Genomic DNA, 12,713 nt, shown 5'->3' on the forward strand with positions numbered 1-12,713 from the left:
CGAATAGGGTGCTTAATGCAACTTGTTGCATAATTTATATTCTAGATTTGATTTTTATGCAACATGTTGCATAATGATTAGGTAAATTTTTACTGACTGAGCCGTTTATGTCTTTAGCCCATGTTTTATTGACCAGCTTAATTGAAAAACCAAGTACGGGAATTGATTTAGCACGTCGCTTTGACCGTTCCATGGGCTTCTTCTGGAATGCAACGCATCAGCAAATTTATCGTGAACTTAGTGGCATGCAACAAAAAAACTGGATCTCCACCATTGAAGAGCATAATGCCACTAGCCGTAAAAAAACCTATCAAGTTGAAAAATTGGGTCGTACTGAATTAGCGGAATGGATGGTTAAACAAAGTCCTCCAGCACAATTACGCGAAGAGTTAATGGTTCGACTACGTGCTGAAGCTCAATTGGGTGGCAACACTGTACTGCCTGAATTAGAACGGCATCTGATTTTACACAAAGAAAATCTAAAAATTTACCAAACTATTTTTGCAAAAGATTTCACCAATGGGCAAGATCAAGATCAAGATCGGACCCAATTTATTCATAAAATGATTCTACAACTTGGCATTGATTTAGAAGTAGGTTGGATACATTGGTTGGAAACCATGATCCCGCAATTAAAAGCATTTGATCAACAATAATAACTCAAGGAACTAATCATGCCCCATTACCGCATGCCGGACGGCGAACAACTGTTTGTCCGCGAATTTGGACAAGGACAGCCTGTATTGGTTCTATCCGGTTTGGGCATGCAAAGTTGGCAATGGCTTCCTTTCTTATATCCCCAAGCCAAGAACCATAAATTCATTATCCCCGATTGGCGTGGTTTTGGTGGTTCACAGAGCTGCCGCATTCCTGAAATGGATGCCATTTCCAGTCACTGGCGCGATATAAACAGCTTGATTGAACAACTTCAGTTAGATCTATTCTCCTTGATTGCTTATTCCATGGGGGCAACAACGGCCATGCATGGTATGCAATACAGTAACTTAAATGCAAAATTAACGCGTTACCTGCATATTGATCAAACACCCAAGATTTCGGTCGATGACACTTGGCAACACGGTTTATTTAGCCAGCAACAGCCTCAATTTAAACAGCTCTTGACGGAGATTTCGCAACTGCTTTCGGCAAAATCTCATGCACTTCAATTATCTGATCTCGATTCAACCTCTCGACAACACTTATTAGAACTTTGGCTGCGTTTTCTTCAGCTCCAAACCAGTAATAAGTTCACACCTTTACTTTTTAACATGGCATTAAAACAGCCAAAATTACAGTCCCTGATTTTACCCAGGCAGCGTTTGGATTATTTAGCGTGGTATATCAATAATTATTTATATCATAACGAAGACTATCGTAACGCTATTGCACAACTTGCTTGTCCAAGTACTTTTTTTATTGGCGCAGAATCCAAGCTCTATCCAGCAGCAGGACAAAAAATAATTGCCAATAGCGTAAAAAGCTCCAAACAGATTATTTTTGAGAAGTCCGGGCATACACCGTTAATCAGTGAACCACTCAAATTCGGTCGCGAAATTGCACATTTTCTGCAAGATTAACGATAAAACTGCGGAATGTTAAAAAATTTGACGATCATATTTGATCGCTTCCAGATCATAGACTTGATAAACACTGTCGAATAGTGAACGGATATATTCATTGTCCTCTGCATTGCGAATAATCAAAAATACCGGACTTACCGCAGCATCGTCCAAGATAGGAATATACTCCAGATGCTTGAACTGTATGGTTTTCGCACTTTCCGGAACAATACACAGTCCTTCGCCTGCAGCCACCAACCCTAAAGCCAGGTGAATGTCGTCTACCAGAGTTAAATTCTTTGGTTCTAAACCATATTCTGAAAATAATCCTTTCATTTGGGTAGAAAAACTTGGCTTGGGGCGATTGGGATATAAGAGCAAATTTTCATCGACAATTTCTTCGAGCTTGACTCCTTGTTTTTTTTCAGCAAGCGCATGACTGGCATGCACAGCCATCATTAACGGTTCTTCACGCAACAAAATTCGCTTGATTAAGGGGTCAGAAATTCGAACCCGACCAAAACTGGCATCAATACGGCCTTCTTTAAGCGCCTCCACTTGCTCCATCGCATTCATTCGAATCATGTTAATCTTTAAATACGGCTGTTGCTGGCGAAATAAATACACAACTCGGGGTAATAGCCCATACAATAATGATCCCCCAAAACCTATGGTCAGGGTTCTTTTTATCACGCCTTCACGCATGGTAATCGACTTTAACTGTTCTGCACTGGATAACAGCTTGACCGCTTGCTGATAAAAAAAATGTCCTACTGCGGTAGGTTTTAATGGACGACTTCCACGCTCAAACAGCAAAGTACCGAGTTCAGTTTCAAGATTTTGAATTTGACGACTTAAAGGCGGTTGGGCAATAAATAATTTTTCAGCAGCCTTGGTAAAACTCTGCTCTTCCACTACGGTAACAAAATAGCGTAAATGCCTTAATTCCATGACATTTTTCCTTTATTTCAATCTACATTTTTATAAGAAGATGCCTAACCACGCCTTATCAATTAAGCAATGCTTAACCAGAAATATTCAACCGCTAACATAAACAAATGTTTTATATCCCGCTATTCCACTTTAGCCTTGTAATCTCAATAAGATAGAGCAGTAAAATTGGAAAAAATAAACAAATTAAAATTGACAAACTGCAACGATAAACCTTTAATTCTAAATATTGTTGCATAAATGGAATTCTTAAATGCTGTCTGATCTTGATGATTTTTATTGCTTTGCCTTGGTCGTTGAACATGGAGGATTTAGTGCAGCAGAACGCGCGACCGATATCCCCAAATCAAAATTAAGTCGTCGCGTTTATAATCTTGAAGAGCATTTGGGGGTTCGGTTAATTCAACGCAGTTCACGCCATTTTGCAGTCACTGATATTGGGATGAATATTTACCGACATGCCCAAGTCATGATCAATGCTGCCCAAGCTGCACACGACTTGGTCGATCATCTCAGTATTCAACCGCGTGGTGTCATAAAGGTCAGTCTACCTGTTTCAATCGCGCAAAATGAAATTGCAAAGATTCTGCCTCAATTCCTGAAAACCTATCCGGAAATCAAAATCCAGCTCATTGTGAGTAATCGCCGTGTCGATATCATCAATGAAGGCATTGATGTTGCGTTACGTGTTCGTTCAAATTTAGATGATGATCCAAGTCTGGTGATACGTAAATTCGAAAACATCGAACAACACTTATTTGCCAGTCAGGCCTATCTAAATGAATTTGGTGAATTAAGACAACCGGAAGATTTAAGCCAGCATCACATCCTGAGTATGGTAGATGAACATCTCGATCAGCATATTGTGGTACACGATGAACATAATCATCAAAAAAAAATCAAGGTAAACCCGCTGGTGATGGGATCTGATCTAATGATGCTGGCGCAACTGACAAGACAAAACTGTGGTATTGCCTTATTACCTGACACTATTGTGGAGGATTACGTCCAAAGCGGTGAATTAGTTCGTGTGCTCCCTAACTGGAAAGCCCCGCATGGTATTTTCCATGCTGTTTATCCCTCACGCCGTGGACTACTACCTGCTGTACGTGTCTTTATCGATTATCTAGTAGAACATCTCAGTAAATATTAATTTTTCTCATGTCTGATCTATTAAGAGAAAATGGCTGAATATTTAAAGCAACCTTGCCTACAATTTTCAGCCATCAATTAACAAAACATAAAACGATGATCAAAAATAAAGTATGACACATCACTTGATGTAGTAAGAAATTTTCGATAAAAAAAAGCTTACCCGAGTTGGATAAGCCTATAAACTTTGAAAAAGAAACTACAGCTAGAATCTATAGGTACATAGTACGAAAAAAGTGAAGTTAAATCTAATACTTAATACATCTTATAGAAAAATAGAAGAAAAATATTTTATAAAAAAAACAATAATATATATTTGTAAGTAATAGTTTTTAAAACTTTATTAAGCTATAAAATAGACCGCTTTTCACAAAATATAAAACAGTCTATTTCATTTAAATCTTATTCATTAAATTTCAGGATATGAACCCGTACCCTCTGGCCAAGGAGATAAAAGCTCAAAACCGGTATCAGTCACAGCAACCATATGTTCCCATTGTGCAGTCAAAGAGCGATCTGCTGTAACCACTGTCCAGCCATCTTTAAGCTCTTTTACACGTGGCTTACCGGCATTGACCATCGGTTCAATAGTAAAGACCATACCTTTTTTAAGTATAAGCCCCTGACCCGGTTGACCATAATGTAAAACATTCGGTTGTTCGTGGTAAATCTTGCCAATGCCGTGACCGCAGTATTCACGCACAATACTATAACCTTCACGATGGGCAACCGATTGAATTGCAAAACCGATATCACCGAGCGTTGCACCCGGTTTTACTGCATGAATGCCTGCTACCATCGCTTCATAGGTGGTTTCAACCAGTTTTTTAGCTTCAGGCTTAACTGTACCGACGTAATACATACGACTGGTATCACCAAAATAACCATCTTTAATAATTGCAACGTCAATATTGATAATATCGCCATCTTGCAAAATGGTATTTGGCGATGGAATACCGTGACAAACCACTTCATTGGGTGAAATACAGGTGGTTTTGGTATAACCATAATAGCCAACATTAGCAGGAATTACTTTTAAGGTATTTACAATAAAATCATTACAAATATCATCCAGATATTCTGTACTTACGCCCAGCTTGACATACTTCCCTATCATTTCTAAAACCTGAGCAGCCAAACGCCCTGAAATACGCAGTTTCTCGAGATCTTGCTCAGTTTTAATAGTAATAGTGGAAGCTTTCATTGCATCATCCTCATAAATAAGGTTTATGATTATAGACCTTTTCCTAATTTTTTGTTTAATTACAGTGCGTAAAGGAAAATGGTACTACCTTTCAAGGTTTTAATGACTAACTTATATACATTTAAACTGTCATTACAAAAAAATTAAAATAGTACGTAAGACTTTAAAATAGAAAACAATTTTTCCTTATTTTTTTATTTTCCACCCAATAATCAACAATATAAATCAACCGGAATTTAGCCATTTGTTTATATATCTGTATATGTATATAAATAAAAATCATAACCTCAATAAAATAAATTACCAAAATGCTTTTCTATCCTCTAAAATTGCCTCTTTTGATCAATCCCTCTCCCCTCTATGACAAGTCTCCGTACAAGAGATATTATTGCCTTAGGTTTTATGACCTTTGCACTTTTCATTGGTGCCGGCAATATTATCTTTCCTCCGATTGTCGCTCAACAAGCGGGTGAGCATGTATGGTTAGCTGCTTTAGGTTTCCTAATCACTGCAGTTGGTCTACCTGTCATCACCATTATGGCGTTATCGCGTGTAGAAGGATCCATCCAAAACTTAAGTTCTCCTTTAGGCAAAATCGCGAGTCTGATTTTAACTATAGTGTGTTACTTAGCGGTTGGCCCTTTGTTTGCAACTCCACGTACAGCAACGGTTTCTTATGAAATCGGTTTTTCCTCTTATTTTGGTACAGCAAGTAGCAGCCTGCTCATTTACAGTGCAATTTATTTTGCCGTTGTGACTGTGGTGTCTTTATACCCAAATAAACTGTTAGATACGGTAGGTCACTTCCTTGCCCCTTTAAAGATCATTTCTTTGGCTGTGTTAGGTATCGCAGCATTTGCAATTCCTGCTGGGTTTATTCCACCCGCAATTAATAATTATGTGACTGCTCCTGTTTCTGAAGGCTTTGTTAATGGTTACTTAACCATGGACACTTTAGGCGCATTGGTCTTTGGTATTGTCATTATTCACGCGATTCATTCACGTGGTGTAACTGATAAAAAACTGGTGACTAAATATGCAGTGATCGCAAGTTTGATTTCTGGTGTAGGTTTAACACTAGTTTACTTAAGCCTGTTTAAATTAGGCTTAGGCAGTCACGAAGTGGCTCCAAATGCAGCAAATGGTGCAGTGATCCTGCATGCATATGTGCAACATGCGTTTGGTGATGCTGGCTCTCTGTTCTTAACTGGAATGATTTTTCTTGCCTGTATGGTTACAGCCATTGGTCTCACCTGTGCATGTGCAGAATATTTCTCAGAACTGACTAAAGTGCCTTATAAAATCTTGGTTTTTATTTTGGTAGGCTTCTCATTTATCATTTCAAACCTGGGTTTAACCAAACTTATTGCAGTGTCTGTGCCTGTATTAAGTGCAATTTATCCACCCGCTATTGTCGTCATTTTACTGAGCTTCTTCTGGAAATTTTTCAATAAACCTGCTTACGTGGTTGCACCTGTAACCGCGATTGCATTTTTATTTGGCATACTGGATGGACTTAAAGTTGCAGGTTTCAATTTACCTGAAATTATTCAGCATTTACCTTTAAACGCACAAAATTTAGCATGGCTTATTCCATCAACCGTTGTGCTGATTATTGCTATTGTGATCGACAAAGTTAAAAAGTAACCGAAAACTGATGTCGTTAAAATCAAGTTTTACCCAAACATGATTTTAAGCGTGATCAATAAAACATCCTGTTTTACCCAAGCAGAGTTTTATTGTTTACATCCTCTAATTGACACAGTTTTCTGTATATATCTTATTCTAAAAAGATTAGCGATTCATCGTTATTTACCCTAGTGCCTTTCCCTTCAATATGCTGTATTGCATGCTCTTGGCATCAATATTGCTATCTTATATATCTACTATTGTTGAATAAAGCTTATTTATTAAAAAGTGCTACTATAAAATCTGGTCGATTTATGGACTAAAAATGTCAAATATCGACGTTTTGAATAAAATTAGCAGATGAATTTATGCACTAACATAGTTTTATGACAAATTAATGACATTTGCTATTGAAATTCTAATAAATAAGAAGTACAACATTAGAAGCTAATCTGACTAAAACAATTAGGTTTAGGTCAAAAAAACCACAGGAGGGGTGGAGATGTTATCATTACATTTCAATAAAGAAATCTTCATTAACGCTCTAAAAGCAAACAAGAACATGGTCACCTATTTGAGTACTACTGTTGCTCTGCTTGTGACATTAATATTCCATGGTTTAATTCAAGGCAATTTAAAACCTGAATTCTTTATGTATGCTTTTATTGTTTCAGTTGCCTTTTATATTTGGGCTGTGATCGATCAAAAGTATCGTCAACAGAAACACAGCAATTCTACAGAATAAAAGATGGGTGACTATCACCCATCTTAAAAAGAAAAATCTAAAAAACTTATAAAGATTATCTATTTAAACCTCCTTGATTACAATCTATTCAAACCTATTATTGCACCAAGCAACAATCCTGCTGTCGCTCCCAATTCTCCAATCACTAAAAAAATCATCGCACTGCTGAGCATCCATTTTGGTAAATGCCAACGACCCATCTGATGCGGCTGTTTAAACTGATTGGTGGTATCTTTTAACCAACCATGGAGCACATAACTTAAAATTGAAAAACTAAAAAAGAATAGATTGATCAACACAAAGATTAAGTTCAATTCCTCTGCCCAGACTGAAAAAAATGCCAATACCGCAATAATTAAACTGGCGGGTGCATAAAGCAAACTGCTTCTATGGGCAATATCAACATAATAATGGGCACGTGCCTGTTCAGAATGACTGATCTGATAATATTTCCATATCCCAGTCAGCATGCCCACCCAAAGAAAAATACCGCTAAATATAATGGCAAGCGAAACAGATTGCTCTAAACTTCCAATATCCATTGATTTATATCCATATTTTTAGAGTGCTATTCTGACTTCAAAGTCATCATTTGCGCAAGTTTCTTTTTAGAACTTGGGTACAGTAGTAACAAGATAAATTTAAAGAATGTTCTACTATGAGTCTTTTTGAAACATTAGAAATCAGCTGTAAAGATGGATATTCTCTCAGTGGACGTTTTTACCCAAAACAAAATCCAAGTCAAAATAATTATCCCGTTTTAATTTGCCCTGCAACGGGTATCACCCAACATTTCTACCAGGCTTTTGCAGAATGGTTGGCTACGCAAGGTTATGATGTTTTAAGTTTTGATTTCCGTGGTATTGGTCGATCCTTACACGGCCCTTTAAACAAGTCTGAGGCGAGTATTGTTAATTGGGGACAGCTTGATATTCCTGCCGCTATAGATACCTTATTATGCAAGACACAATCAGAACAGGTCATTTTATTGGGCCATAGTGCAGGTGGTCAGCTTTTAGGCATTGTGCCAAATTATCAAAAAGTTGCCAAAGTCATTGCGGTTTCAGGCTCTACTGGACATGTAAAAGGTCTAAAAGGTAAAACCAAACTACTTGCCCCCATTATGTTCAATGTTATTTTCCCATTAGCGCGCCTTACCAAAGGCTATGGACCCACTCAAGCCATTGGCATGGGTGAAAACTTACCTAAAGATGTGGCTAAACAATGGGCGCAATTTTGTAGCAAACCGGGTTATGTCATGAATGCGATGGGTAAAACCGTATTTGAAGATTATCACGCTGAAATTAAGTGCCCGATTATCTCGATCTGGTCCTCAGATGATGAAATTGCAACGAAAGCAAACGTAAAAGATTTACTACGCTTGTACCCGAATGCAGATACCCAGATGATCGAACTCAAGCCTAAAAGTTATGAGCATAAAGCAATTGGTCATATGCTGATGTTTAAAAAATCACATCAGAATTTATGGCCAGTAATCGCACAACAATTGACAGTTTAAATCAGATTTAGATGGTTATTTAAAGGCTGCTGTGTTCTAATACACTCAGTTTGAGATGAGCCTCTTACAGTATATGGGCTTGACCTGTATACGACTAGCCCCTAACCATGGGGCTTTTTAATATCTAAAAAAACAATAGTTTATAATTAATAGGGGAAATATTCAGGTAAAGAAGAAGTCATCTTCAGGAAGATTTTCTTCTCTAGAGACTCAATCGAGATACCGTGTGATATTATTTAATTTCAATACTTTTTTTAGTGAGCAAATAGGTATTAATATTTAAGCCCCCCCTCTTCGAATCAAATTTTTTAACTAAGTTTTCGATAAAAAAAGGTTTTTCGAATGAGTTCCTTTTTGTTATTAAACTCTACAAATACACCCTCATTGACCCGAATTTCTTCAACCATTACAGAAGCCTGGACAAATTTTAAATAAACAATATCTCCGATATGAATATTATTCATGTTTTTTTCCCTATTTATTTATAACAGAATGATGTTTTTTAACTTAAAATTAAGAAATTTTAAAGAAAAATAATACTAATATTCATCAGATAAGTGTTTTCATCAAGCTGTCAAAAATTTATCAAAAATAATTCAAATTTAACTAAATAATTATTTTAAAATAATATGTTAGGATTACAAAACCCAAGCCTGAAGAAAACTTTATTCAGACAAAATTTTTCTTCAATCCTATTTTACTTATTAAAATAATTTAACAATTAATAGATGTTAAAGTTTTATAAAATACTTGATATTTAAGAATAATAGAACACTTAATAAACAGTACTATAAGAAGTATAAAGTGAAATCTTTTACACCTGATTTTTTAACCGCTTTTAGTATGACTGCAATGTTTGCATTTACAGTAGCCTGGGTAATGTGGGCTTTAGGTAAAAAATACTGGCAGCAAGGCTTAGCTTGGGCAATAGCAAGCATACTTCTATATGGCCTTTCCTATACGGCGTATACATTGCAAATTCTTTTAGAACTGGCTCAATTTCACGTTATATCAACTCTTCTCATTAATGCGGCTATAGCAACATTTACAATAGGCTTGTACCGTTTCAACTAAAATACAGAATGGAAAAGAGATCTAACTATTCTAATTTTACCGCTGGGAATTTCTACATTTTTAGTTATTGTTTATCTTCCCGCATCTCTCATGCAATTTAACATCTTACAAAGTGGAATTACTATTCTACAGAATCTCTATATCCTTATTCTTTTATTGCATATGCGTTCTAAAATACAAGGTAGCGGATGGGTATTAATAATTTGTGCAGTGATTATTCAACTAATAACTACCTCTTCATTAATTTTTACTCAAACCACCAATAACCTAGAGCTACCTCCAGAAGCCTCAACTTGGGATATTCTTGCAATATGGACTGTTTGCTTAATGCTTTTTTTCAAAATGATGGCCTTGTCTTCTGGATTTGTGGTCATGCTTAGGGATCGGGACGTTGCATTGGAACAAGGAAAAGTACGTCTTGATCATTTAACTCAGCTACCCAACCGAGCTACGTTGGTTCGAGAGTTAGAAAAAATTGTGCAAAAATCTGCACAGCAAGGTTCTATATTAAGTGTAATGGTAATTGATATTGATCATTTTAAAAAAATTAATGATGCATATGGTCATTTACAAGGTGATCAAGTTATTCAACATATAGCTAAAATATTAAAATTAAATTGTCGCTCCACTGATATAGCTGCGCGCTATGGGGGAGAAGAGTTTGTATTTATTTTACCTAATACCCCGTTGGCAAGTGCTGAAATTGTCGCAAACCGTATACGAAAAGCAGTAAATGAAACATCATTGATTTTATCTAACAATAGTGAATTAAAAGTAACGATTAGCGTAGGGGTACATTCCAGTATTCCTAAAATAGATTCAAAGTGGGAGCCATTAGTTGATGCAGCAGATACTGCCATGTATATAGCTAAAAAAAATGGTCGTAATCGTGTGGCTTTATCTATCGACTCTACTGTTTGAAATACTAAATTCTACTACTTAATATCTGCTAGAGATAAAAAGGATTTATTTTTCGCTGCAAACAATTGGAAATATTATAAAATTTTTAGAATAAGTTAGTATTGAATGTGTTAGGAAAAATGCTGATATATTTAAAATTATATTTATAAAAAAGGAAATATATTCTCGTGATTTAAAAAAACCCCTATACTGAAGATAGTATTAGGTTTCATATGCTTAAGTTCTGTCTCCTTCATACCCTCTCCGCCAATATCCCCGAATAGTAACTACTATATATCAAGTATAAAGAAAGCTATAATCTTCTCCTGGATTTGTAGCAATAACTGTACGAGTAATAGTTCCAGATTTGACTCCCCATTTGACATCAGTAGTGACTTCGTTAAAAACAACCACACCAAATACCGAATCCAAAATGCATTTCTACGGTAATTGCTACATCTCTTGGTCCTTTAAATTTAATATCAGATAAATTACGAAGGTCAAAATTAATCATTTTCACTTACTTTAACTGCACCAATGGTCGATTCTGTAATTTTCAGTGTTTTACTACTTAGCACTATTGTAAGATTTTCTTTAGTTACTTGCTCCAATATGCCGTTGATTACTCGACCAATCTTCATATACATTACCGCATCTTTAGTATCCGACTCAGTTTACTTATAGGGATTTGTAATTAAAACGCTGAGATGTTACTAATCAGTGCAAAAACCTGATTATTAAACATTTTTTCTAAAGTAGCTACCTTGAAGTGAAATTAAATCGTATTTATTAAACATCCTGCTTGTACCTCTTTTTCTACTTTTAGTTTTTACTGTAGTTTTCTGTGATGGCTTTACTTCATTAATCGTGCCGCGCTGCAATAAGTCTTCAATTTGAAAATCTCTTAAATCTCTCTTTATTTAGATCTATCAATTCTCATGCTCCATAAAAAACTACCTTTCGGGGGTAAGAGATAGCTATAAAAAAACCACAACGGTGAGTAAATAGATTAATTAATCTTGATAGGTATCAGTTTAAGCTTCCAATCATCCTCAAATTTTTTATTTAGAAAGCTTGCAATTTGATTTTCTCGGTTCTTAAACTCAGAACATGTCAAAATTATTGCATTCCTGCCACTCGATAATCCATATCTTGTAAAACCCTCCCGGGCTCTTCTCATTGAAGTATTATTTGATAACAGAAGTTTGGCTTTTCCTTCTTTTATTAATCTTTTTCGGCCTCTTACTTTAGGGCACTTATTAGCAGGTATCTCTACCTCAATTGCAAAGCAATCCATTCTAATCATAACTATCTCATTAAATCGAATGAACTTTATAGCTTGCTTCTTTACCTATTCCAATGATTTAATATTCCCTTAGTTGTATAGAATATGTAGCGTAAACAGGATCTTGAACAATACTGATCACTTTAAAAAATATTTAGATGAAAATCAAAGTACCAACATTTAGTGGATTAAAATTTCTTTTCATATTTGATTGTAAATATACTCAAGTACCTGTTCAAAATCCTCTTCAACTTCTAAGATTTTTTTTGCTTGAGCTAATGGCTTGATCCTTGGTTTGGTTTTGACAAGCTTCTGATCAGCCAAGGCTTTTATAGTGGTGAATATTCCTAAATTAAACCTATTAAAAAAACCACCCGAAGGTGGTTTTAACAATAACTTTAATCAAATTGAATATATTTTTTTATTCTTGGGGTGAATAAAACAATTATCTAAAGATAGTCTTATAACTTGCCCATCAACAATAATTTGATTAGAGGGTCGATATATATCTCCACTAATAGTTGAATTGAAGTCCCTTCCAGATTTGGGCTCATAAATCCTTGTTACAACCACTTCATCACCTTCATTATTTAAGGCGGCAATTTCTTCAAGTCTATGTTTGTAATACATACACACCTCTATTCTTCAATGATAAAAATAGTAAATCATAGCCAGATGTACATATTGTTAAATAA

The 12,713-nt window shown here is 35.7% G+C and carries 14 protein-coding genes; 8 read left to right on the forward strand and 6 right to left on the reverse strand.

The window, feature by feature from the left end; all coding sequences use genetic code 11:
- Positions 1–107 precede the first annotated feature (107 nt).
- On the forward strand, positions 108–656 hold the full coding sequence (locus tag AC3CAU_RS01325; protein ID WP_447053127.1) for a PadR family transcriptional regulator: 549 nt from the start codon (positions 108–110) through the stop codon (positions 654–656).
- 18 nt (positions 657–674) lie between these two features.
- Complete coding sequence (locus AC3CAU_RS01330) at positions 675–1,577, forward strand: alpha/beta fold hydrolase (protein WP_447053128.1); 903 nt, start codon at positions 675–677, stop codon at positions 1,575–1,577.
- Positions 1,578–1,595: 18 nt separating this feature from the next.
- Here the strand turns inward: AC3CAU_RS01330 and AC3CAU_RS01335 are convergent, their stop codons facing one another.
- Complete coding sequence (locus AC3CAU_RS01335) at positions 1,596–2,510, reverse strand: LysR substrate-binding domain-containing protein (protein WP_424622225.1); 915 nt, start codon at positions 2,508–2,510, stop codon at positions 1,596–1,598.
- Positions 2,511–2,763: 253 nt separating this feature from the next.
- On the opposite strand from AC3CAU_RS01335, the gene AC3CAU_RS01340 reads away from it, so the two are divergent.
- On the forward strand, positions 2,764–3,663 hold the full coding sequence (locus AC3CAU_RS01340; protein WP_447053129.1) for a LysR family transcriptional regulator: 900 nt from the start codon (positions 2,764–2,766) through the stop codon (positions 3,661–3,663).
- A 408-nt stretch (positions 3,664–4,071) separates the two neighbouring features.
- On the opposite strand, the gene map is transcribed toward AC3CAU_RS01340, so the two are convergent.
- Positions 4,072–4,866: a type I methionyl aminopeptidase gene (gene map, locus AC3CAU_RS01345; RefSeq protein WP_447053130.1), complete on the reverse strand. Its 795-nt coding sequence runs from the start codon at positions 4,864–4,866 to the stop codon at positions 4,072–4,074.
- Positions 4,867–5,226: 360 nt separating this feature from the next.
- Between map and brnQ the strand changes: the two genes are divergently transcribed.
- Together brnQ and AC3CAU_RS01355 are read left to right on the forward strand one after the other, a co-directional pair.
- Entirely contained in the window at positions 5,227–6,513 is a 1,287-nt protein-coding gene (gene brnQ, locus AC3CAU_RS01350) for a branched-chain amino acid transport system II carrier protein (RefSeq protein WP_447053131.1), read from the forward strand.
- Positions 6,514–6,997: 484 nt separating this feature from the next.
- Entirely contained in the window at positions 6,998–7,240 is a 243-nt protein-coding gene (locus AC3CAU_RS01355; RefSeq protein WP_131218468.1) for a hypothetical protein, read from the forward strand.
- Positions 7,241–7,317: 77 nt separating this feature from the next.
- Here AC3CAU_RS01355 and AC3CAU_RS01360 read toward each other — a convergent pair whose 3' ends face one another.
- Positions 7,318–7,782 (reverse strand): hypothetical protein, encoded by a 465-nt coding sequence (locus AC3CAU_RS01360; RefSeq protein WP_131218470.1) that lies wholly within the window; start codon positions 7,780–7,782, stop codon positions 7,318–7,320.
- Positions 7,783–7,898: 116 nt separating this feature from the next.
- Here AC3CAU_RS01360 and AC3CAU_RS01365 point away from each other — a divergent pair, with 116 nt between their 5' ends.
- Complete coding sequence (locus AC3CAU_RS01365) at positions 7,899–8,759, forward strand: alpha/beta hydrolase family protein (protein ID WP_131218472.1); 861 nt, start codon at positions 7,899–7,901, stop codon at positions 8,757–8,759.
- Positions 8,760–9,067: 308 nt separating this feature from the next.
- Here AC3CAU_RS01365 and AC3CAU_RS01370 read toward each other — a convergent pair whose 3' ends face one another.
- On the reverse strand, positions 9,068–9,223 hold the full coding sequence (locus tag AC3CAU_RS01370) for a hypothetical protein (RefSeq protein ID WP_447053132.1): 156 nt from the start codon (positions 9,221–9,223) through the stop codon (positions 9,068–9,070).
- A 340-nt stretch (positions 9,224–9,563) separates the two neighbouring features.
- On the opposite strand from AC3CAU_RS01370, the gene AC3CAU_RS01375 reads away from it, so the two are divergent.
- Together AC3CAU_RS01375 and AC3CAU_RS01380 are read left to right on the forward strand one after the other, a co-directional pair.
- Complete coding sequence (locus tag AC3CAU_RS01375; RefSeq protein ID WP_447053133.1) at positions 9,564–9,833, forward strand: hypothetical protein; 270 nt, start codon at positions 9,564–9,566, stop codon at positions 9,831–9,833.
- Positions 9,834–9,923: 90 nt separating this feature from the next.
- Entirely contained in the window at positions 9,924–10,754 is an 831-nt protein-coding gene (locus AC3CAU_RS01380; RefSeq protein WP_447053134.1) for a GGDEF domain-containing protein, read from the forward strand.
- Between the two features lie 988 nt (positions 10,755–11,742).
- Here the strand turns inward: AC3CAU_RS01380 and AC3CAU_RS01385 are convergent.
- Positions 11,743–12,039 carry a hypothetical protein gene (locus AC3CAU_RS01385; protein ID WP_447053135.1) on the reverse strand — a complete coding sequence of 99 codons (297 nt, stop codon included), beginning with the start codon at positions 12,037–12,039 and terminating at the stop codon, positions 11,743–11,745.
- Positions 12,040–12,420: 381 nt separating this feature from the next.
- Complete coding sequence (locus tag AC3CAU_RS01390; protein ID WP_447053136.1) at positions 12,421–12,648, reverse strand: hypothetical protein; 228 nt, start codon at positions 12,646–12,648, stop codon at positions 12,421–12,423.
- Positions 12,649–12,713 lie beyond the last annotated feature (65 nt).

This window comes from Acinetobacter sp. GG23, assembly GCF_057766365.1.

Bases quoted from the DNA above. Each gene is read 5' to 3' on its own strand.
- AC3CAU_RS01325 (WP_447053127.1), top strand. From the start codon at position 108: ATGTCTTTAGCCCATGTTTTATTGACCAGCTTAATTGAAAAACCAAGT.
- AC3CAU_RS01330 (WP_447053128.1), top strand. From the start codon at position 675: ATGCCCCATTACCGCATGCCGGACGGCGAACAACTGTTTGTCCGCGAA.
- AC3CAU_RS01335 (WP_424622225.1), bottom strand. From the start codon at position 2,510: ATGGAATTAAGGCATTTACGCTATTTTGTTACCGTAGTGGAAGAGCAG.
- AC3CAU_RS01340 (WP_447053129.1), top strand. From the start codon at position 2,764: ATGCTGTCTGATCTTGATGATTTTTATTGCTTTGCCTTGGTCGTTGAA.
- map (WP_447053130.1), bottom strand. From the start codon at position 4,866: ATGAAAGCTTCCACTATTACTATTAAAACTGAGCAAGATCTCGAGAAA.
- brnQ (WP_447053131.1), top strand. From the start codon at position 5,227: ATGACAAGTCTCCGTACAAGAGATATTATTGCCTTAGGTTTTATGACC.
- AC3CAU_RS01355 (WP_131218468.1), top strand. From the start codon at position 6,998: ATGTTATCATTACATTTCAATAAAGAAATCTTCATTAACGCTCTAAAA.
- AC3CAU_RS01360 (WP_131218470.1), bottom strand. From the start codon at position 7,782: ATGGATATTGGAAGTTTAGAGCAATCTGTTTCGCTTGCCATTATATTT.
- AC3CAU_RS01365 (WP_131218472.1), top strand. From the start codon at position 7,899: ATGAGTCTTTTTGAAACATTAGAAATCAGCTGTAAAGATGGATATTCT.
- AC3CAU_RS01370 (WP_447053132.1), bottom strand. From the start codon at position 9,223: ATGAATAATATTCATATCGGAGATATTGTTTATTTAAAATTTGTCCAG.
- AC3CAU_RS01380 (WP_447053134.1), top strand. From the start codon at position 9,924: ATGCAATTTAACATCTTACAAAGTGGAATTACTATTCTACAGAATCTC.
- AC3CAU_RS01385 (WP_447053135.1), bottom strand. From the start codon at position 12,039: ATGATTAGAATGGATTGCTTTGCAATTGAGGTAGAGATACCTGCTAAT.
- AC3CAU_RS01390 (WP_447053136.1), bottom strand. From the start codon at position 12,648: ATGTATTACAAACATAGACTTGAAGAAATTGCCGCCTTAAATAATGAA.